Below are 21254 nucleotides of genomic sequence, written 5' to 3' on the forward strand. Positions count from 1 at the left end.
GTTGGCGACTAGCGGACCCGCGCACCAGCGTTACGCTGGCGCTTCGGCAAAGAGAGGATGGGGTGCGCACGGGATGGATTTCGCATTGGACGCCGGGCAGCGCGCGTGGCTCGCCGAGGTTCGCGAATTCCTACAGGAGAACGTCACCCCGGAATTACGGGCCGAGCTCGCCGAACACGACCTGGAGTTTCCCGATGGCGAGGTAGCCCGGTTCCGCCGCACGATCGGCGCGAAGGGCTGGTTCGGGCTGAACTGGCCGCGCGAGTACGGCGGGCTCGGCCTGGGTGCGGTGCACCAGCATCTGTTGGTGAGCGAGTTCGAGTACGCCGGTGTGCCCGGGCCGGACCTCACGGTGACGTCCGTAGCGCCGATGATCATGCGACACGGTACCGAGCAGAACAAGAAGGAATGGCTGCCGCCGATAGCAAGGGGCGAAATGATCTGCGCGGTCGGTTATTCCGAACCGGAGGCCGGCACCGACCTGGCGAGCCTGCGCACCCGAGCCACCCGGGACGGCGAGCAGTGGGTGATCAACGGCACCAAGATCTGGAACAGCGGGGCGCAGCGGGCCACGCATGAGTGGCTCTGTGTGCGCACCGATCCCGATAGCGTTCGGCACCGCGGGATCTCGGTCATCATCGTCCCCATCGACTGCCCGGGCGTGACGATTCGGCCGCTCTACGCGTGGTCGGGCTATCGCACCAACGAGGTGCATTTCGAGGACGTGCGGGTCCCGGTCACTAACCTGGTGGGCGAGCTCAACCGGGGCTGGACCTACATCACCGGCGCGCTCGATCTGGAGCGCGGGGCGCTGACCAACGCGGGCGACCTGCGCCGCGCCGTGGACGACCTCAGCGAGCTGGCGCGGCGACCGCGGCGCGACGGCACGATGCCGATCGACGACCCGGCCCTGCGCCGCCGGTTGGCACGCGCCGAGGCCGACGTCGAAGTGGCAACGTTGATGGGGTACGAGGCCGCCTCGATTCTCGACGACGGCGTCATCCCGACGGTGGAGGTCAGCGTCGAGAAGATCTTCAGCAGCGAGCTGCGCCAGCGCATAGCCACGTTGGCCTTGGACGTGCTCGGGCCGGACGGCTTGCTGGCCCATCGCAGCGAAAAGGCGCCGCTGGCGGGAAAATTCGAGCGGCTATATCGGGCCGCGCCGTTGATGCGGTTCGGCGGGGGCACCAACGAGGTGTTGCGCGACATCATCGCCCAGCGCGGCCACGGCATGCCGTCCTATAGGCGGTGACCGGGACCCGTGAAAGCGATGCCGACCGCAGAGCAGCGTGACTTCGCCGCGTCGCTGCGGGCACTGCTGGCGGCCGAGAGCCCGATCTCATTGGTGCGCGCCCTCACCGAACCCGGCGCGGATCGAAACACCCCGACCCTGTGGAAGGCGTTGGCCGGTGCCGGCGTCCTCGGCTTGGCAATCGGCGAGGAGTACGGCGGCTCCGGCGGCTCTCTGCAGGACGTGGGCGTGTTCGCCACGGAAGCGGGCCGTGCGCTGTGCCCCACCACGGTGCACAGCAGCATGCGCGCCGCGCTGGCGATCGACCAGCTCGGCACCCCCGAGGCCAAGGCCGCGTGGCTACCACGGCTGGTTACCGGCGCCCTTCGCGGCTGCACCGCGCTGTGGAACGCCCGTGACCCTGCGGTCGTTGCGCCGCCGCTGACGGCCCGGCCCGACGCCGACGGCTGGCGGCTGGACGGGATGGCGGACTACGTCGCCGACGCCGACATCGCCGACGTGATCGTCATTTCCGCCGCGGCCAGCGACCGGGCGCTGGTCTTCGCCGTCGGCGCGCAGACCGCCGGCCTCACGCTGGCACCGCTCGACCTGGTCGGCGGGTACCGGGCGTTCGCCGCGCACTGCGAGGACGTGGCCGTCGGCGCCGACGCGCTACTGGGGGCTGACGTCTCCCGGGACGCGCTGCGCCGGGTCGCCAACACCGCGGTGGCGCTGGCCGCGCTGGACCTGGTGGGAATCGGCGAGGCGGTCCTGGAACGCACCGTCGACCACACCAAGCTGCGTCACCAGTTCGGCCGCCCGATCGCCTGCTTCCAGGCGGCGCAACACCTGATCGCCGACATGCACATCGCCCTGGCCGCGGCGCGATTGGCCGCGCAGTCCGCCGTGTTCTGGCTCGCGCGGGGCCGCACCGCCACCCGGGAGACCGCCATCGCGCGCATGCACGCCTCCGACGCCGCCAGGCTGATCACGCTGGACGCCCACCAATTGCACGGCGGGATCGGCTACGTGACGGAGACCGATCTGCACCTGTGGAGCGAACGGGCCAGACTCGCATCGACATTCGGCGGCGGAGCCGACGTCGCCGCCGCCTGGCTCGAGGAGACGCTGGAGGACAACCTTGGGTGAGGCGAGTTTGATCGATGCCGAATCGGCGTCGCGAGTCGGCACCGTCGCCGCGTCGGCCACCGGCGAGGTCAACCGGCGGGACTGGCAGCGCTGGGCGGCAGCGGTCGGCGACCACAACCCGCTGTGGTTTGATCCGGGGTACGCTCGCGCCAACGGATTTCGCGACATCGTCTGCCCTCCGCTGTACCTGCAGTACGCCGTCCTCGGCGTCACGCGCCTCGACTCGCTGCGCCCCGACGGCTCCTCGGGCGCGGTCTCGGGCAGCCTCGCGTTTCCCCGCGCGCCGAAACGGATGGCGGGCGGGGAAAGCTTTCAGTTTCACCTGCCGGCCTATCACCGCGACGTGATCCAGATGGTCCGCACCATCGAGTCGATCGTCGAAAAGCACGGCCGCTCCGGCAAATTCGTTCTAGTCACCTGGCAGACGGTGTACCGCAACCAGTACGACGATCTGGTGGCCGAGGCATCGACGTCGATGATCGCCCGACCATGACAGGCGATCAGGTGTATTACGAGGACGTCGAGGTCGGCCAGCCGATGCGCTCGCTGACCGTGACGCCCGACAAGACCCAGCTGTTCTTCTTCAGCGCCGCCACCTACAACGGCCACCGGATCCATTACGACAAGCAGTGGGCCGAATCCGAGGGGTACGACGACGTGTTGGTCCAGGGTCCGCTGCAGGCGGCCCTGCTGGCCCGCGCCATCGGCGACTGGATCGGAGGACGCGGCCGCCTGGTGGCGTTTTCGGCACAGAACCGGGCTACCGCACTTCCCGGCGAGCCGTTGACCTTTGGCGGCGTGGTCACCGAGAAGCGGCTGTCCGCGAACGGCGCCGGGCTGGTGCAGCTCGACGTCGCTGGCCGGCGCGGCGACACGGTGCTGATGCCGGGAACCGCAACCGTCGAGTTGCCGCGGCGCGAGGCGCGGTCGTGACGGGATTACGCGGCGAGGCGGCGATCGTCGGCATCGCCGAGTTGCCCGCCGAACGGCGGCCCACCGGCCCGCCGAGGTTCACCCTCGACCAGTACGCGGTGCTGGCCAAGTTGGTGATCGAGGATGCGGGCGTCGATCCGTCGCACATCAACGGGCTGCTCACACACGGGGTGGCCGAATCGGCCATGTTCGCACCGGCGACCCTGTGCGAATACCTAGGCTTCGCATTGGATTTCGGGGAGCGTGTCGACCTTGGTGGCGCAACCGCGGCGGGCATGGTGTGGCGCGCCGCCGCGGCCGTCGAGCTCGGTGTCTGCGAGGCCGCGCTGGCCGTCGTCCCCGGATCGCTGGCCGTGCCGCAGTCGCGGCGACGCCCGGCCGCCGAGCCGAATTGGTATGGGGCGTCGTCCGACAACTACGGGTCGCCGCAGGCCGAATTTGAAATCCCCTACGGCAACGTGGGCCAGAACGCACCGTACGCACAGATCGCACAGCGCTACGCGGCGGAATACGGCTACGATCCCGCCGCGGTGGCCAAGATCGCCGTCGACCAGCGCACCAACGCGTGCGCCCATCCGGGCGCGGTCTTCCACGGCACCCCGATCACCGTCGACGATGTGCTGGGCAGCCCGATGATCGCCGACCCGATCCATATGCTCGAAACGGTGATGCGCGTGCACGGGGGAGTGGGCGTCCTGATCGCCAACGCCGACATCGCACGCCAGAGTCACCACCGACCGGTCTGGATCACCGGCTTCGGCGAACACATCGCGTTCAAGACCCCCACCTACGCCGAGGATTTGCTGAACACGCCGATCGCCCGCGCGGCCGACAAGGCGTTCGCCATGGCCGGGCTGGACCGCTGCGACGTCGACGTCGCCTCGATCTACGACTGCTACACCATCACGGTTCTGATGAGCCTGGAGGACGCCGGCTTCTGCGCCAAGGGCACCGGGATGTCCTGGGTTGCCGACCATGACCTGACCTACCGCGGGGACTTCCCGCTCAACACCGCCGGCGGCCAGTTGTCCTACGGCCAAGCCGGGATGGCCGGCGGCATGCACCACATCGTCGACGGCGCGCGGCAGATCATGGGCCGCGCCGGGACCGCGCAGGTCCCGGACTGTCACACCGCATTCGTCACCGGCAACGGCGGCATCATGAGCGAGCAGGTCGCGCTGCTGATGCGGGGGGACTGAGGCGATGTCTGGGCCCGTGACCGCACTACCGATTCCCGAGCCGACCCCGGTTTCCCAGCCGTTCTGGGATGGCTTGGCGCAGCACCGAATCCTGATCCAGTATTCCCCCTCACTCGGCCGCTACGTCTTCTATCCGCGCACGCTGGCCCCGGGAACGCTGGCCGACGACTTGGAATGGCGCGAAATCGACGGCGCCGGAACGCTGTACACGTTCACCGTGGCGCGCAGGCCCACCGGACCGCCGTGGGCTGAGGCGGTGCCGCAGCTGCTCGCCGTGGTGCAGTGGGACGCCGGTCCGCGAATCAGCACCGAATTGGTGGATACCGACCCCGACGACATCCGGATCGGGATGCGGGTGCGGCCGGTGTTCTACGATCTGCCGGAAGCCGGCCTCACGCTGCTGAGGTACCGGCCCGCATGACCGGCTCGATGACGAGGGCGGAGGTGCGTATGGACGACCCCGTTAACGGCGCGGTGCGCTCGATGCTGGATCGGCTCAACGAGGGATTCCCGCGGGTGGAACAGATGACCGGCCCGCAGGCGCGCGCCGCGGTCGCCGAACGACGGGTGCCCGCCGACAATCTTGCCGATGTCCGCAGCGCCGTCGACCGTTCAATCCCCGGAGCGGCCGGCGCGATCGGGATCCGCATCTATCATCCGCACGGGCACCCATCCGGCGCGCGGCCGGGCATCGTGTTCTATCACGGCGGCGGATTCGTGTTCTGCGACATCGAATCTCACGACGGGTTCTGCCGTGCGCTGGCGCGCGGCACCCAGACCGTCGTGGTATCGGTGGGCTACCGCCTGGCGCCCGAGCATCCGGCACCCGCGGCCGCGCTCGACGCCATCGCGGCGTTTCGCTGGGTGGTCGAGCAGGCAACCGACTTGGGTATCGACCCGACGCGCACCGCCGTGGCCGGCGACAGTGCGGGCGGAAATCTCGCCGCAGTCACCGCCATCGCATGCCGCGAGCAGGGCGGCATGGCGCCGGCCGCGCAGCTGCTGCTGTACCCGGTAATCGATCCCTTCTTCGACACGGCCAGCTACCGTCGTTACGGTGCCGGGTACTTCAACACCCGGGCGGCCATGCAGTGGTATTGGAAGCAATACCTAGGTGGTACAACGGTTTTCGACCCACCCTATCTGGTGGCTCCGGCCCGGGCGGCTTCCCATGCGGACCTGCCGCCGGCGGTGATCGTCACGGCGGGATTGGATCCGTTGCACAGCGAGGGATGCGACTACGCCCGCCGATTGCGCGACGCGGGCGTGCCCATCGTGCACCGCGATTTTCCGGGGCTGTTCCACGGGTTCATGACCATCCAGCCCTTCGCCCCGGCACGGTCGGCGCTGGATCTCGTCTGCGGCGATCTGCAGGAGCTCCTCGTCTGTGCGGAAGGTGTGTCGAGATGAGCAACGAAACCGACGTCATCGTGATCGGTGCGGGATTCGCCGGCCTGTATGCCGTGCACCGCGCCGCGTCCGCGGGCCTGGCGGTCACCGCGTTGGAGGCGGCGCCGGACGTCGGCGGCACCTGGTACTGGAACCGCTATCCGGGCGCCCGCTGCGACGTCGAAAGTGTCGACTACTCCTACTCTTTCGACGAGGCACTCCAACAAAGCTGGACGTGGAGCGAACGCTTCGCGGCTCAGCCGGAGATCCTGGCGTATCTGAACCACGTTGCCGACCGCTTCGAGCTACGCCAACACTACCGATTCGGTGTCGACGTCGTCGCTGCCGACTTCGACAAAGACGACGGGAGCTGGCAGGTGCGCACGGCGACCAGGGAAACCTTCGCCGCCCAATTTCTGTTGTGTGCGACGGGATGTTTGTCGGCGCTGAACCGGCCCGACATCCCCGGTGCCGCGGATTTCGCGGGCGAGGTGTATTTCACGGCAGCGTGGCCGCGCGAGGAGCCCGATCTGCGCGGAAAACGCGTCGGGCTCATCGGGACCGGCTCCTCGGGCATCCAGGTCACCCCGATCATCGCCGCGCAGGCCGAGCGGCTGGTGGTGTTTCAACGATCACCTAACTACACCATCCCCATGCCCAATCGGCCGTGGTCGCCGGCCGAACAGATCCAGATCCAGCAGGAGTACCCGCAGCGGCGGCGAGCCTCGGCGTACGCGACTGCGGGGACACCGCACGGCACCTTCCACAAGAACGCGGTGGACGCCGAGCCCCAGGAACGCCTCGACGCACTGTGGAAGCGCTGGCGCGAGGGCGGTGTCCTGTTCGCCAAGACGTTCCCGGACCAGAACAGCAATCTGGCTTCCAACGACATCGCCCGGGAATTCGCCGAACAGCGCATTCGGGAGATCGTCACCGATCCCGTCGTCGCCGCGGACCTCATCCCCGTCGACCACCCGATCGGGACGAAACGCATCTGCACCGACGCCGGTTATTACGCTACTTTCAACCGCAGCAACGTGCGGCTGGTCAACCTGCGCCGCGAACCCATCGAGGCGATCACCGCCGAAGCCGTGCGCACCGGCGAAACCACGTATCCCTGCGACGTATTGGTATTCGCCACCGGCTTCGACGCGATGACCGGGGCGCTGACCCGCATCGACCCGGCCGGGCCCGGGGGAGAGCGGCTGCGCGACATCTGGGCTGACGGTCCGGTGACATTTCTCGGGCTGATGATTCCCGGGCTGCCGAACCTGTTCACCTTCAGCGGACCGGGCGCCCCTTCGGTGCTGGCCAACATGGTGTTGCACGCCGAGGTCCAAGTCGACTGGGTGATGAATCTCATTGTGGCAGCACGGCATCGAGGAGTGACCGAAGTCGAACCGCGCCGGGACGCCGCGCTCTCCTGGACCGACGAGGTAGCCAGGGCGGCGGACAAGACACTGTTTCCCACAGCGGCATCGTCGTGGTACCTGGGTGCCAACATCGAGGGCAAGAAGCGAATCTTCATGCCCTACACCGGAGGTTTCGGCACCTATCGCCGGATTTGCGACGAGGTGGCCCGCGACGACTACACCGGACTGGTGATGACGATCCGATGACGAATCCCACTGGACCGCAAACAGTTCAACAACTGCTGCGCGAACGCAGGCACGACGACACCCCGGCCGTCGCATCCCGCGAGCGCACCTGGACCTGGCGCGAGCATCTGGCCGAGGCGGAGGCCGAGGCGACGGCCCTGATCGCACTCGCCGACCCCGCCCGCCCGCTGCATGTGGACGCACTGCTTGGCAACTCGCCGGCGATGCTACGAGCCATGGCCGGCGCGGCGCTCGGCGGTTACGTGTTGTGCGGGATCAACACCACCCGCCGCGGCACGGCCCTGCTCGGTGACATCCGGCGCTCGGATTGTCAACTCCTGCTTGTCGACGGCGAACACCGCAACCTGCTGGATGGCTTGGATCTCAACGCAATTGCGGTCCTCGACGTGACGGGGACCCGGTATGCGGACGCGGTCGCGGGGGCCCCGCCGTTGGTTCCGCACCGCGAGGTGGTCGGCGCCGACACGCTGATGATGATCTTCACCTCCGGCACCAGCGGCGATCCCAAGGCCGTCCGGTTTGCGCACGCGATGGCGGTCATGTGCGGCGCCAGCCTCATCTTCCAGTACGACGTCACCGCCGCCGATGTCTGCTACCTGGCGATGCCGCTGTTCCATTCCAACGGCATTGCCGCCGGCTGGGCGGTGGCGATCGGTAGCGGCGCGTGCATGGTCCCGGTCAAGTTCTCGCCGTCACGCTTCCTCGACGACGTGCGCCGCTACGGCGTGACCTATCTGAATTACGTGGGCAAGCCACTCGCCCTGCTGCTGTCGACGCAGAAGCGGCCCGACGATGCCGACAACACACTGCGAGTCGCGTTCGGCAACGAGGCGACCGACCGCGACATCGCGGCCTTCGCCGAGCGTTTCGGGTGCCGGGTGATCGACAGCTTCGGCTCGAGCGAGTTCGCGGTCATCGTCGTCCGGGAGGACGGCACCCCGCCCGGCTCCATCGGCAAGCCGTATCCGGGCGTGCGCGTCTACCACCCGACAACACTGACCGAATGCGACGTCGCGCAGTTCGACGAGCACGGGGCGCTTACCAACTTCGACGCCGCGGTCGGTGAACTGGTGAACACCGAGGGCGCGGGGCCGTTCGTCGGCTACTACAACGACCCGGGCGCCACCGCCGAGCGCATGCGACACGGCATGTACTGGTCGGGAGACCTGGCGTACCGGGACGCCGACGGCTGGATCTACCTGGCGGGGCGCACCGCGGATTGGATGCGCGTCGACGGCGAGAACCTCGCGGCGGCGCCGATCGAGCGAATCCTGGGGCGGATACCCCAAGTCAGCCAGGTCGCGGTGTACGCCGTTCCCGACGACAGCGTTGGCGACCAGGTGATGGCGGCGCTCGTCCTGCGCGAGGGGACGCGGCTGCGACCGGACGAACTCGAGGCGTTCCTCGCCGCGCAGCCCGACCTGTCGCCCAAGGCGTGGCCGCGGTACATCCGGATCAACGACGACCTCCCGGCGACCGCCACCAACAAGATCCTCAAACGCGAGCTGGTCGCGGCCGGGGTCACCGCGCAGGGCGGCGAACTGTACGTCCGCAAACCGCGGGCCACCAGTTACCTAATCGAGACGCCCGGCGGCCATGCTAAAACGCTGACAGGACAAAGGATCTCGACCGCTGACTAGCTCAGTTGGATTCCACGGGCGTCGGGGCCTCGCCGAACCGGGCCAGCAGCAACGTTGCCGATACCGCGACCACGAACCCGGCGATCACCAACCACCCGAGGCCGTCGCGGGCGGTGTCGCCCAGCCAGATCGCCCCGACCAGCGCGGGCGCGATCGTCTCACCGACGACCATCGCCGCCACCGTGGTGGTCACGGACCCCCGCTGCAACGCCGAGGTGAGCAACAGGAAACCCGCGGCGCCGCCGCCGGCCGCCGCGTATACCGCGGGATGGGTGTAGAAGGCCGCCTTGGTGGGGTTCAACTCATCCATCAGGCGGACGCCGACCTCGACCACGCCGAATCCGCTGCCCGCCGCCAGGCCGAGGGCGAATCCCCGCTGGCGGTCGGGCAAACGGCCCGCGACCGCGCCGCCGACGAATATCGCGGCGACGACGCCGATCAAGGCCCAGCCGAGCCCGGCAGGGGCGTGCCGGAAGTGGCCCGGCCCGGCCGCACCCGCGAGCACGGCGAGGCTCACGCAGACCACGGCCACCGCCGTCCACTCAGCTCGCGAAAGCCGCGCCGACAACACCCACGCGGACACGACGCCGGTGACCGCGATCGAGGCGGCCAACGCCGCGGCGACGACATAAATCGGCACCAGGCGCAGTGCCATGACTTGCAGCAGGAATCCCAGTCCGTCCAGGCCGATACCGACCAGATAGCGCCACTGCCGGACCGCTCGCAGCAGCAACACGGCGTCGACGCCCGAGCTGCCGTTGCCGGATTCCACCGACCGCGCCGCGACCGCTTGCAACACCGTGGCCGTTCCGTAGCACACGGAGCAGCCCAACGCGAGGACGAAGCCGAGGAGCACAGGGGAGACCCTACGAGATTTAGGCCCTCAGCGTCTCGGTCGAATGTCGGCTCTGTGAACAGCGTTGCGAACAGACGTAATGCAGGACCAGCGCGGTGACGATGCCGTAGCCCAGGTGGGGGATCAGATCGCTGATCCAGTCGACCGGGGTCCACGTCGTCGGGTCGGTCACCCCGAGAACGGTCATGGGCCCGTTGGTGCCGATCAGCGCGACGGCCGAGGCGACGAGCGTGGCGACCAGTCGACCGGGCCGCCAGCCCAGCGCGTAGGCCAGCCCGAGCAGCACGCCCATGCCGATGCCCGCGGCATATCCCGTCAGCGCGCCGAGGCCGGAGATCCGATTTGCCAGCACGTCGCCGTTGCCCGGCACGGTGACGCCAACGAGCCGAGCCATTGCCGCGACGGTCCGTTCCGGCGTGCCGCTGGTCGGCCGGCCCCGCACCGCGATGTCTAGGTAGGTGATGACGTTGAGCGTGGTGGTGCCCGCCGCGCCGGCCACCGCGCCGCTGAGCAGTCCCGGCCATACTCTGCTGCGGTGCGCGGGCGACCAAAGACGGTCAATCCGAATGCTTTTCATGGCGAGCGTCTCCTGTGCCGGCGCGGCGTGCTGCGATTCCGCTGGTGCTAGGGGCGCGAGCCGCCGTTACCAGTGTGTTTCAGCCTGTGCACAGGTCGGGACCGGCAGCTGCGCAGCCAACTACACTGGGCGAACATGACCAACAGCACAACCAGAGCGGTCGCCGCGGTGTACGGCGGTGTGGCGGTGTTTGCGTTGGTGGTGGGAGGACTTGACGGTGTCAGCACGCGGTACGGCGCCACGACGTCGGTATCCAGCGCGCTGCCGGCGCCCCCGGCACCGGGTGACGGGGGCGGTGCGCTGCCGGTCAAACCGGTCGGCGGCGGCGGCTGCGTCCTCGGCCTGAACTGTGGGCCTATTCACCCCAACCCCCCGCCGCCGCCCCACCGGCACCCAAGTCCTGCGCCCGATCCGCAACATCCCGCTCCGGGAGTTCCGGATCCCTAAACCCGGGCGACCTCCGGCTAGTCGTCAGAACACCGGGACAGCCCATTACCAGCGTGTTTCGGTCGGCGCACATGGCGCCGCCGGCAACCGCTCCGCCCTTTAGCTACTTATGGTTGGCAACTATGACCACTCGCTCAACCGGGACTGTCACCGCAGTGAGTGGCGGTGTGGTCGCGGTCGCGTTGGCCGTGGGCGGCATTGGCGCAGGGAGTGGGCCGACGAGCGCGATGCATACGGTGTCCGCCACGCCGACCTCATCAGGGGATACCTCCGCAGGAGGCAGCGGCGTGCGGGTGCACCCGGTCTTCTGCTGGATCGGTATGAACTGCGGGCCCGTCAACACTCAGCCCCCGGTGCGCGGCACTCCGCACCCGAGTACACCGCCTGCTCCTCCGGCTCCTCCGGCTCCGACGCCGTAGCCAGCAGGGTGACCTGCGGCTGACCGGCAGAACCGCACTCCTATGATCTGGTGATGAGCGGCGGCGGGCTGGATACCATCGGCTCGCTGGCGTTCACCGACGAGGACCCCGCCCGATTTCGCGCGGCCGGCTGGTGGTCGGATTTCACGCTCTCGGACGCGGTGCGCCGCAACGCCGAACGTTCGCCCGGCCGCGCAGCTTACATCGATCATCCCGATGCCGCGCACAGCTGGCGCGAATTCGACACTGCGGCAGTATATTTAGCCGGCCAGCTGGCAGGGTGCGGCATAGCGCGCGGAGATCGAGTTGCGGTGTGGCACGGCGACTCCGCCGCCATCCACGTGCTCTTCGTCGCCATCGAACGCTGCGGCGCCGTTGTCGTCGGTATCGGCGCGCGCGCCGGCACCCGCGAAGCTGCTGCGATACTGCGCAATTCAGCGCCCAAGGTCCTGATCAGCGATCATAAACTCGGCGATGCCGCGACTCAGGCCGCCTCGATGGCCCAGCTCGGACTGCCTGTACTGGTCCTGGATCGCGCCACCAACAGGCTGGACGCCGCGATCAAACCCAAACTGGTGGGCGACGCGGCCCAACTCGGCGCCGATGACGTATTCCTGATCAACTCCACTTCCGGGACCACGGGACTGCCGAAGTGTGTGGTGCACACGCAGAACCGGTGGTTTTACTTTCACCAGAAAGCCGTCGCCAACGGCTTACTCACCCCCGACGACGTGTTCCTGCCCGTCATCCCCACGCCGTTCGGCTTCGGGTTGTGGACCAGCCACACCACGCCGATCTTCCTGGGCGCCACTGCGGTGATCCTGCCGCGCTTTTCCACCGCGGCCGCCGCGGAAGCTATCGCCCGCCACAGGGTCACCGTATTATGCTGCGTCAGTACGCAATTGACGATGATGATGGCCGATCGTTCGTGCCGCGACCATGACCTGAGTTCGCTGCGGGTGGTTTTCACCGGCGGCGAGGCGTTACCCTGTCGGCCCGCCGCGGCGTTCGAGGAACTCACGGGCGCCAAGATCCTGCAGTTCTACGGTTCGAACGAGACGGGTCTGCTCAGCGCCACCACGGTGCACGATTCCGCCGACCAGCGGTTGCGCACCGGCGGCCGGATCGTGCCCGAGATGTCGGTGCGGCTCTTTGACGGCGACCGCGACGTCACCGCGACCGGGCGCGGGCAGCCCGCGTGCCGGGGACCGGCAACCAGTCTGGGCTATCTCGGCGGCATCGACCACGACAAGCTGTTCACCGCCGGCGGGTGGATGCGGATGGGCGACATCTGCGAAATCGACGCCGACGGCTTCCTACACGTCACCGGCCGGACTTCCGACTTCATCCTGCGGGGCGGCAAGAACATCAGCGCGTCGCAGGTAGAGGAGGCCGCGATGACCCACCCGTCGATCGCACTGGCCGCGGCGGTTGCGATGCCCGATCCGGTGTTCGGCGAGAAGGTATGTCTCTACGTCGAGGTAGCCGACGCTCGTGTTATCGACCTGCCCGCGCTCGTCAAGCACTTGCTGGCGCTGGGGGTTTCGAAGGAACTGCTGCCCGAGCGACTCGTCGTGCTCGACGAGCTGCCCCGCTCTTCCGGGGGAAAGGTTGCCAAAAGCGAGCTCCGGCAGGATATTCGAGTAAGGATGGAGGCCGACCATGAACGCTCCTAACGCACGACGCGGCGGCCTTGAGGTGTGGGCTCCGTCGGTGGTGCCCCCGATCGGTGTCGAATTGTCCGACGAGCAAGCGCTGGCCGTCGCCTTCCGGCACCTGGCGGGCACCGGCTTCGCGGAGAACATGGCCGGGCACATCACCTGGCAACCGGACGGGCGGACGGACATGTTCGTCAATCCGTGGGGTCTGTGGTGGCAGGAACTCACCGCGTCGGATATCTGCGTGGTCGACAGCGCCGCGCGCGTGGTCCGCGGCCGCTGGGACGTGACCCCGGCCATCCACATCCACACCGAACTGCACCACGTCCGCGAGGACGCCCGCGTCGTCATCCACAACCACCCCTATTACGTGTGCGTGCTCGCGGCGCTGAGCCGGCTGCCCGAACTGGTGCACCAGACGGGATCGCTGTTCCTCGACGACCTGTGCCTGGTCGAGGAGTACGACGGGGAAATCGACAGCCCGGCCCGCGCCGCGGCCCTCGCCGCGCGCATCGGAGGTGCCAATCTGACGATCCTGGCCAACCACGGTGTCATCGCGACCGGCCGCAACCTGCCCGAGGCCGTCTACCGGGCGGCGTCGATCGAGCGGGTGTGCAAGCTGGCCTACGACGTGCTGCTCACCGGCCTCCAACCGGTCGCGATGGACTGGTCGGACATGGCGGGCATGCAGCGGTCGCTGATCGAACGCGCGGCCGACGTGTACTGGGCCGGCGCAGCCCGGATGACCATCAAGGCAGATCCTGAGGTGCTCACGTGAAGTCAATCGACGAGCTGGCTGCCGACCTGAGCTTCACGACGGCCAAGACCGGTGCGGAACGCTCGGTCACCTTTCTGCCCGACCCGCCCCGGGCGCCGCGGCGCTACACCGTGATCTCGGTCGACGATCACATCGTCGAACCCCCGGACACCTTTACCGGCCGCCTGCCGCGCAAGTTCGCCGACCGGGCACCGCGCGTCGTCGACACCGAAACCGGCGGGCAGACCTGGGTTTACGACGATCGGGAACTGCCCAACGTCGGTTTCAACGCGGTGGTGGGCCGGCCCGTCTCCGAATACGGCTTCGAACCGGTGCGGTTCGACGAAATGCGCAGGGGCGCCTGGGATATCCACGAGCGTGTCAAGGACATGGACCTCAACGGCATCTACGCCTCACTCAACTTCCCGTCGTTTCTGCCGGGCTTCGCCGGCCAGCGCCTGCAACAGGTGACCCCTGACCGTGAGCTGGCGCTGGCCTCCGTGCGTGCCTGGAACGACTGGCATTTCGAGGTGTGGGCTGGCTCGTACCCCGAGCGGATCATCCCGTGTCAGCTGCCGTGGCTGCTCGATCCCGAACTGGGCGCCAAGATGATCGTCGAGAACGCCGAGCGCGGCTTCCACGCCGTGACGTTCAGCGAGAACCCGGCGATGCTGGGGTTGCCGAGTATCCACTCCGGCCACTGGGACCCGATCATGGCGGCCTGCGCGCAGACCGGGACCGTGGTGAACCTGCACATCGGGTCCTCCGGTTCGTCACCGTCCACCACCGAAGATGCACCGCCCGATGTCCAGGGTGTGCTGTTCTTCGCCTACGCCATTTCGGCGGCGGTCGATTGGCTGTACTCGGGGTTGCCCAGCAGGTTCCCCGACCTCAAGATCTGCCTCTCCGAGGGCGGAATCGGTTGGGTGGCCGGTCTGCTGGATCGCCTCGACCACATGCTCAGTTATCACCAGATGTACGGCACCTGGCGGGCCCTGGGCGAAAAACTCACTCCGGCAGAGGTTTTCACCCGGAATTTCTGGTTCTGCGCGGTGGAGGACAAGTCGTCGTTCGTGCAAAGCGAACGGATCGGCGTGGACAACATCATGCTGGAGGCCGACTATCCGCATTGCGATTCGACGTGGCCGCACACCCAGGAGACGATTCACGAAGAGATCGGTGACCTGCCACCGGACGCGATTCGAAAGTTCACCTGGGAGAACGCGTCCCGCTTGTACCAGCATCCTGTGCCGGTCGCGGTCCAGCAGGATCCCGAGGCATTCTGAAACTCCGGGTGGTCTCGGGGCAGTCGCATTCGCCTGGGGATCAGAGTTCGGCCGCCAACCGTCGCAGGATGTCGGCCGTCGGTTCGGCCGTGGCGTGCCGATAGCCCGTGCCCGCCCACAGGTGGACGAAATCGGGCTTGCCCGCGGCCGCCGCCGCTTTGCGTAGCGGGCTGGTGAGGTAATGCAGGGCTGGGTAGCCCAGCGGTGCCTGCGCCTCGTGAGCCTCGATGAAGGCGTTGCGCAGCCCGCGGGCCGGGCGGCCGGTGAACGCGTGGGTCAGCACCGTTTCGGTGCGGGCCGGGTCGATCAGCGCGGCCTGGTGGGTGGCCGAGGCGCCGCTTTCGATCGCCCGCAACAGAACGGTCCCGACGACAGCCGCCGCGGCGCCCGCGCGGATCACGCCCGCCACCGCGCCGGGGGTGGCGAGTCCGCCGGCGGCCAGCACCGGCAGGCCCACCGTGGCGGCGATCTGTGCGACGAGGTCGACGAGGGGGACGGGTGTCAACGGACGACGCGGCGACAACGTGCCCGAATGGCCGCCGGCCGCGACGGCCTGCACCGCGAGCATGTCGGCCCCGGCGTCACGCGCCCGGGCCGCCTCGTCGGCGGTGGTCACCGTTTGCACGACCACGCTTCCGGCCCGTTGCAGCGCGGTGATCACCTCGCGCGGCGGGATGCCGAAGGTGAACGACACCATCGGGACCGGGTCGTCGACCAACAGCGCGATCTTTTCGTCGAACTTATCGGTGTCTTCGACCGGTTCCGGCGGCAGCGTCAGTCCGAACTGCTCGGCCTCGGCCTGCATGATCGCGGCGTACGCGCGGTAGCGGTCCGGGTCGACGGGCAACGGATTAGGCGCGAACACGTTGACGCCGAACGCAATTCCATCCGAGCGAACAGCTTTGATCTCGGCTTCGACGGCTTCGACCGTCTTGTAGCCCGCCGCGAGCAGGCCGAACCCCCCGGCGCTCGTCGCCGCTGACACCATCGCCGGAGTGGTCGGGCCGCCCGACATCGGCGCGGCGATCAGTGGAATCGACATCGGAAATTGTGTCAACATCAGCGTCGCCCCCTCGTGCGGTATTACGCCGAATCGAGCCTAGTCATTTACTCCGGCGTTCCATTCGGCGGCCAGACCTGACAGGATGCTTCACCGTGAAGCGGCCTAATTTCCTGGTGATCGTCGCGGACGATCTCGGATTCTCCGACATCGGTTCCTTCGGCGGCGAGATCAACACGCCCAATCTGGATCGGCTCGCCTACGAGGGCCTGCGGTTCACCGACTTCCATTCGGCGCCGGCCTGCTCGCCTACCCGGGCCATGCTGTTGACCGGAACCGATCACCACATCGCCGGCATCGGCACCATGCTGGAGGCCGCGGGCCCGGGGGCGTTCCAGGGCGCGCCGGGCTACGAGGGCTACCTGAATGATCGGGTGGTGGCGCTGCCCGAGCTGTTGCGTGACGCCGGCTACCTGACCCTGATGTCGGGCAAGTGGCATTTGGGCAACACGATCGACAGGTCCCCGTGGGCCCGCGGATTTGAGCGTTCGTTCGCGCTGCTGCCGGCGGGCGCCAACCACTACGGCGGCCCGGGCGGCGGTTTCTCGCCCGTGGCAACGCTTTACACGGAGGACGACCAATTCGTCACCGTCGGCGAGGACTTCTATTCGTCGGACTACTACACCGACAAACTGTTGGGCTACTTCAGGGAGCGCTCCGAGGAGGACGACCGTCCCTTCTTCGCATATCTACCTTTCCAGGCGCCGCACTGGCCGTTGCAGGCTCCGAGCGAATCGACCGCCCGCTATCGCGGTCGCTACGACGAGGGCCCGGACGCCCTGCGCGAGGCGCGCCTGGCCGCGCTCAAGGAACTCGGGCTGTGTCCGGCCGATGTCGTGCCGCATCCCGTCGTCGCCGACGGCGCCCCGGAATGGGCCGACATGACCGACGAGGAACGCGCGATCTCGGCCCGGACCATGGAGGTCTACGCCGGCATGGTGGACCGAATGGACCAGAACATCGGCCGGGTCATTGACTACCTGACCGAAACCGGCGAGCTCGAAGACACGGTCGTCGTGTTCATGTCCGACAACGGGGCCGAGGGCGCCATAGTGGAGGCGATGCCGCTGCTCGGCCCCCGGATCCTCAGGCTGGTCGAGGAACACTGCGATAACAGCCTCGACAACCTCGGCAATGGCACTTCGTTCACCTGGTACGGGCCCCGCTGGGCGCAGGCCGCCACCGCGCCGTCGCGCCTACACAAGGCGTTCACCACCGAGGGCGGCATCCGGGTCGTCGGCTTTGTCACCTGGCCCGGTTTCGCGCGGCAGGGTGAGATCGGCACGGCGTTTTCGACGGTGATGGATATCGCCCCGACCGTGCTGGAACTGGCCGGCGTCCCGCATCCCGGCACCTCGTACCGCGGCCGCGAAGTCGCGCCGATGCGCGGCCGTTCGCTGGTCGGTTATCTCTCGGGCGAAACCTGCGCCGTGCACGACGCAGAGACCGGCACCGGATGGGAGCTGTTCGGCCGACGCGCCATTCGCCAGGGCGACTGGAAGGCGTTGCACCTACCCGCCCCGTACGGCCCGGGTACCTGGCAGCTCTACGACCTGTCGCAAGATCGAGGGGAAATCAACGACCTGGCGGCCGCCCACCCCGACAAGCTGGCCGAACTGGTGACGCTGTGGGACCGCTACGTGCTAGAGACGGGCGTGATCCTCGATCCGCTCTCGGTTTTCGAGATAGACCTGGAGACCGTCGCCGTGGAAACTGGCACCGACGGCTGATGGCCGACGCTCGGCTGAACCGGGCCCGGGCTGCTAGCGTCGGTCCGTGGCTGAAGACCTGCGGATTGGCGTTCTGGGCGCGGCGCGCATCACCCCGCGGGCGCTGATCGACCCCGCTAAAAAAATCCGGAGGTGATCGTGTCCGCGGTGGCCGCCCGCGACGTGTCGCGCGCACGAGCCTTCGCCGCCAAACACCACATCACCCGGGTGCACGACGACTACGCCAAGCTGGTCGTCGATCCGAACATCGACGCGATCTACAACCCGCTGCCAAACGGCCTGCACGGCAAGTGGACCCGGGCCGCGCTCGAGGCGGGTAAGCACGTCCTGTGTGAAAAGCCGTTTACCGCTAACGCCGCGGAGGCCCGAGAGATCGCCAACCTGGCCGCGAAATCCGGTCGGGTGGTGATGGAGGCGTTTCACTATCGCTATCACCCGCTGACGCTGCGGATCGAGGAGATCATCGCGGCGGGGGAGCTGGGCACCCTGCAGCGGGTGGAGGCCACCCTGTGCTTCCCGCTGCCGATGTTCTCCGATATCCGGTACAACTATTCGCTTGCCGGGGGCGCGACGATGGACGCGGGTTGCTACACGGTGCACATGCTGCGCACCTATGGCGGGTCGACCCCGGAAGTCGTTTCGGCGCAGGCGAAATTGCGCGATCCTCGGGTCGACCGGGCGATGACGGCCGAGTTCCGGTTCGCCGCCGGGCACACCGGCCGGATCCACTGCTCGATGTGGTCGCGGCGCCTGCTGGACATCAGCGCCAAGGTGATCGGCGACCGGGGCGAGCTGAAGGTGCTCAACCCCGCGGTGCCCCAGTTGTTTCATCGGCTGACGGTCCGGTCGGCCGACGGCAAGCGCGTGGAGCGCTGTGGGCGCCGCGCATCCTATGCATATCAGCTCGATGCCTTCGCCGCGGCGGTGCTGCGGGGACAACCGTTTCCGACGACCGCCCAGGACGCGATCGTCAATATGGCCGTGATCGATGAGATTTATCGGAAGGCCGGCCTCCCACTGCGGCAGACCAGTTGAAACTCATTGTGCGAGTGCAGATAACAAACGCTGCGCGGCCTCGACACAGGGTCGCAGGCGATCGATGGGACTGACTCCGGCTAATGCCAGCGCGCGCCGTGGCACTTCGATCTCGATCACGATGTCGCGGGGGAGCGCCAAAAGCAGGCCGGGCAGTGGCAGCTCGCCCTCACCGGGAACCATCCGTTCGAACATTGCTTCTTCCATGTAGTTGGCCACGCGTGGTTGCCGTGTCGTGTCGTTGAGCTGGGCGTAGCCGATGTATTCGGGATCGATGGCCGCGACGTCGGCGGGGGTGGACCCGGACCGCACCACGTGCATGGTATCGATCAGGATCCGAAAGTCGTTGCTGTCCAAGTATTGTCGAGCGGCCAGCGCGGTCGGCAGGTCTCCCACGGTCAGGCCGGGGACGGGTTCCACATCCGTCTCGATGCCGCGCTGGGCGGCCAGTTCGGCCAAGGCCGCGAACTGGTCGAAGGTGCGGCCGAGATCGGGGTCGAGGCTGACAACGTTGATTCGGGGCACGCTGAGTTCGGCCAGCGCGTCGAGATCCGCGTTGAAGGTGCCCATTTCGGCGCCCGGCAGCACCAAGAACCCGTCGCCCAGCGAGATGGCCACGCCGCGGTGCTGCATCGCGGCGAGCAGCTCCCGCCGCAGCGCGGCGTCGTCCTTCAGCGAATAGGGCGGGTAGCCGAGGCCGACCAGCGGCCCACCCTGCACGACGGTCGACATGTAGCGGCAGCCGAGGTCTGCGGTGAGGTCGACGAATTCGACTGGCGGAAGGCCGAATCCGTTGAGAAAACCGATCGCGAGCTGGTTCATGCTGGGCCGCCGGCCAACTGGGCCAGCTGATCGGCGGCCAGAGCGGTTTGGGTGCTGAGCGCGACCTGGCATGAGCTGACCACTTCTTGGATGATTGGTGCTTCCAGCACCAGATCGTCACGGACGAAGGCGATGTGATCGTGCGGGTGTCCGTTGGTACACGCCGTCCACGTAGTCGTCGACGCCGGGTTCATGACCAGATTCACTTCGTAGAAGTCCGATGTCAGCGGCTTCGGCGGGTCCACGCGTGTCAGCCCGAGCCGCATGCTTTCCGGCCCGAGCATGTAGAGCGTGGCCCGGGCCAGGTCACAGGTGAGAACGCTCGCGGGCGGGGTGGGAGCGCTCGAATCCACTGGCAGGCACTTGTGGGACGACGTGGGTTGCGACTTCTGCACCGGTCGCACCGGCAGGGGCAGAATAGTCGCGGCCCGCGGCGCGGGTTGGGTCGTCGCCGGCGGCGGTTTGGCGGTCGAGGTGGCGGGGGCGGCGGGCAGGACGGCACCGACCAGCGGGGCGGTAACCACGCTCGTCCCGGCCACGGCCCTCCCATCGTCATGCGTCGTCGGTGCCGTCCGTCCCTTTACGGACACTACGAACATAGAGTATGGTCGGCCACTCAGCGAACATTTCACTTTAGATCCTTGCCAACGCAGATCCTTGCCACCGAGGGTCCCCGCCCCGAAAGCCGGCGTTCATGGCTCCCTACACATCCGCGCCGCAACGGCGCAAGCCCAATCCCGCGGAACGTCGCCGCGATCTCTGCGATGCGGCGATCGAACTGCTGGCGTCCGACGGCGCGAAGGGTGTCAGCCACCTCAAGGTGGACCGCAAGGCTGCCGTCCCGGACGGCACCACCTCGTTCTATTTCCGAACTCGCTCGGCCCTGCTGCGCGCCGTCGCCGAGCGGCTGGCCGAGCTGGATTTGGAGCGGTTGCAATCCGTCGCGGACAGCGCCGGCCGTCGGGGCGACAACCCCACGCCTTCGCTGCTCTCGCAGGTGGTGATCCAGGCCGGCACCGAACCCCAGCTGTCCTGGACCAAGGCTCGCTACGAGCTCACCATGCAGGCGGCACGCGACCCGGCGATGGCCGCGATCCTGCAACAGGCCACGGATGCATTCACCAAGCTGCACCGCGAGATCCTGGTACAGCTCATGCCGCACGGTGCCGAATTGGACTCGGCAGTCGTCGAGGATCTCAGCAACGTGACGCTGACGTTCATCAACGGGTTGCTGCTGCGCTTCGCTCACGGGGACCGCGTGGTGGACAGCGCGGAGCAACTCGACGGGATCCTGACTGCCATCGCCACGGGCATTCTGAAGAGCCCCGACCGGGGCCGGCTGACCGCGGGCGATGGGTCCCGCGCGGCGCGCGACGCAGGTTAGCCGCTGATTTCGCGGCGTTTGGGTCTTGCCAGGGCACCCGCCGTATGGTTCTCTACGAGAATA

Annotated in this window: 20 protein-coding genes and 1 pseudogene; 16 read left to right on the forward strand and 5 right to left on the reverse strand. The window is 67.9% G+C overall.

The window, feature by feature from the left end:
- Nucleotides 1-73 precede the first annotated feature (73 nt).
- From MSG_RS12295 to fadD1, 9 genes are read left to right on the forward strand one after another with little or no spacing between them, the layout of a single operon-like run.
- Nucleotides 74-1252 (forward strand): acyl-CoA dehydrogenase family protein, encoded by a 1179-nt coding sequence (locus MSG_RS12295; protein ID WP_096439956.1) that lies wholly within the window; start codon nt 74-76, stop codon nt 1250-1252.
- A 9-nt stretch (nt 1253-1261) separates the two neighbouring features.
- Nucleotides 1262-2380: an acyl-CoA dehydrogenase family protein gene (locus MSG_RS12300; RefSeq protein WP_096439958.1), complete on the forward strand. Its 1119-nt coding sequence runs from the start codon at nt 1262-1264 to the stop codon at nt 2378-2380.
- A complete protein-coding gene (locus MSG_RS12305; RefSeq protein ID WP_096439960.1) occupies nt 2373-2873 on the forward strand; it encodes a MaoC family dehydratase in 501 nt (166 codons plus the stop codon). The genes MSG_RS12300 and MSG_RS12305 overlap by 8 nt, the downstream gene beginning before the upstream one ends.
- Nucleotides 2870-3313 (forward strand): hotdog family protein, encoded by a 444-nt coding sequence (locus MSG_RS12310; RefSeq protein ID WP_096439962.1) that lies wholly within the window; start codon nt 2870-2872, stop codon nt 3311-3313. Before MSG_RS12305 ends, MSG_RS12310 begins: the two co-directional genes overlap by 4 nt.
- Entirely contained in the window at nt 3310-4512 is a 1203-nt protein-coding gene (locus MSG_RS12315; protein WP_096439964.1) for a thiolase family protein, read from the forward strand. The genes MSG_RS12310 and MSG_RS12315 overlap by 4 nt, the downstream gene beginning before the upstream one ends.
- Before the next feature lie 16 nt (nt 4513-4528).
- Complete coding sequence (locus MSG_RS12320; protein WP_181159257.1) at nt 4529-4933, forward strand: Zn-ribbon domain-containing OB-fold protein; 405 nt, start codon at nt 4529-4531, stop codon at nt 4931-4933.
- Between the two features lie 29 nt (nt 4934-4962).
- The gene (locus tag MSG_RS12325) at nt 4963-5922 is read left to right on the forward strand and encodes an alpha/beta hydrolase (RefSeq protein WP_096439968.1); all 960 of its coding nucleotides are present in this window, start codon (nt 4963-4965) and stop codon (nt 5920-5922) included.
- Nucleotides 5919-7520, forward strand: coding sequence for a flavin-containing monooxygenase (locus MSG_RS12330; RefSeq protein ID WP_096439970.1), 1602 nt, complete (start codon nt 5919-5921; stop codon nt 7518-7520). The genes MSG_RS12325 and MSG_RS12330 overlap by 4 nt, the downstream gene beginning before the upstream one ends.
- Complete coding sequence (gene fadD1, locus MSG_RS12335) at nt 7517-9160, forward strand: fatty-acid--CoA ligase FadD1 (protein WP_096439972.1); 1644 nt, start codon at nt 7517-7519, stop codon at nt 9158-9160. The genes MSG_RS12330 and fadD1 overlap by 4 nt, the downstream gene beginning before the upstream one ends.
- A gap of 1 nt (nt 9161) precedes the next feature.
- On the opposite strand, the gene MSG_RS12340 is transcribed toward fadD1, so the two are convergent.
- On the reverse strand, nt 9162-10016 hold the full coding sequence (locus tag MSG_RS12340; RefSeq protein WP_096439974.1) for a DMT family transporter: 855 nt from the start codon (nt 10014-10016) through the stop codon (nt 9162-9164).
- Between the two features lie 19 nt (nt 10017-10035).
- Entirely contained in the window at nt 10036-10593 is a 558-nt protein-coding gene (locus MSG_RS12345) for a hypothetical protein (protein WP_096439976.1), read from the reverse strand.
- 135 nt (nt 10594-10728) lie between these two features.
- On the opposite strand from MSG_RS12345, the gene MSG_RS24870 reads away from it, so the two are divergent.
- From MSG_RS24870 to MSG_RS12360, 4 genes are all read left to right on the forward strand, one after another.
- The gene (locus MSG_RS24870; protein WP_142404560.1) at nt 10729-11040 is read left to right on the forward strand and encodes a hypothetical protein; all 312 of its coding nucleotides are present in this window, start codon (nt 10729-10731) and stop codon (nt 11038-11040) included.
- A gap of 472 nt (nt 11041-11512) precedes the next feature.
- Nucleotides 11513-13135, forward strand: coding sequence for a class I adenylate-forming enzyme family protein (locus MSG_RS12350; protein WP_096439978.1), 1623 nt, complete (start codon nt 11513-11515; stop codon nt 13133-13135).
- Nucleotides 13122-13895, forward strand: a complete 774-nt coding sequence (locus tag MSG_RS12355) for a class II aldolase/adducin family protein (protein WP_096439980.1) — start codon at nt 13122-13124, stop codon at nt 13893-13895. Before MSG_RS12350 ends, MSG_RS12355 begins: the two co-directional genes overlap by 14 nt.
- A complete protein-coding gene (locus MSG_RS12360; protein ID WP_096439981.1) occupies nt 13892-15160 on the forward strand; it encodes an amidohydrolase family protein in 1269 nt (422 codons plus the stop codon). The genes MSG_RS12355 and MSG_RS12360 overlap by 4 nt, the downstream gene beginning before the upstream one ends.
- Before the next feature lie 40 nt (nt 15161-15200).
- Here the strand turns inward: MSG_RS12360 and MSG_RS12365 are convergent, their stop codons facing one another.
- The gene (locus MSG_RS12365; RefSeq protein ID WP_096439983.1) at nt 15201-16220 is read right to left on the reverse strand and encodes a nitronate monooxygenase; all 1020 of its coding nucleotides are present in this window, start codon (nt 16218-16220) and stop codon (nt 15201-15203) included.
- Nucleotides 16221-16315: 95 nt separating this feature from the next.
- On the opposite strand from MSG_RS12365, the gene MSG_RS12370 reads away from it, so the two are divergent.
- Together MSG_RS12370 and MSG_RS12375 are read left to right on the forward strand one after the other, a co-directional pair.
- Nucleotides 16316-17950 carry an arylsulfatase gene (locus MSG_RS12370; protein WP_096439985.1) on the forward strand — a complete coding sequence of 545 codons (1635 nt, stop codon included), beginning with the start codon at nt 16316-16318 and terminating at the stop codon, nt 17948-17950.
- A gap of 46 nt (nt 17951-17996) precedes the next feature.
- Nucleotides 17997-18985: pseudogene (locus MSG_RS12375) on the forward strand (Gfo/Idh/MocA family protein).
- A gap of 3 nt (nt 18986-18988) precedes the next feature.
- Here MSG_RS12375 and MSG_RS12380 read toward each other — a convergent pair.
- Entirely contained in the window at nt 18989-19807 is an 819-nt protein-coding gene (locus MSG_RS12380) for a sugar phosphate isomerase/epimerase family protein (RefSeq protein WP_096439986.1), read from the reverse strand.
- Nucleotides 19804-20346: a preprotein translocase subunit SecD gene (locus MSG_RS12385; RefSeq protein WP_232011013.1), complete on the reverse strand. Its 543-nt coding sequence runs from the start codon at nt 20344-20346 to the stop codon at nt 19804-19806. Before MSG_RS12385 ends, MSG_RS12380 begins: the two co-directional genes overlap by 4 nt.
- Before the next feature lie 155 nt (nt 20347-20501).
- On the opposite strand from MSG_RS12385, the gene MSG_RS12390 reads away from it, so the two are divergent.
- Nucleotides 20502-21191, forward strand: coding sequence for a TetR/AcrR family transcriptional regulator (locus MSG_RS12390; protein WP_096439988.1), 690 nt, complete (start codon nt 20502-20504; stop codon nt 21189-21191).
- Nucleotides 21192-21254: the final 63 nt, after the last annotated feature.

Source organism: Mycobacterium shigaense (genome assembly GCF_002356315.1).
Lineage (GTDB): Bacteria > Actinomycetota > Actinomycetes > Mycobacteriales > Mycobacteriaceae > Mycobacterium > Mycobacterium shigaense.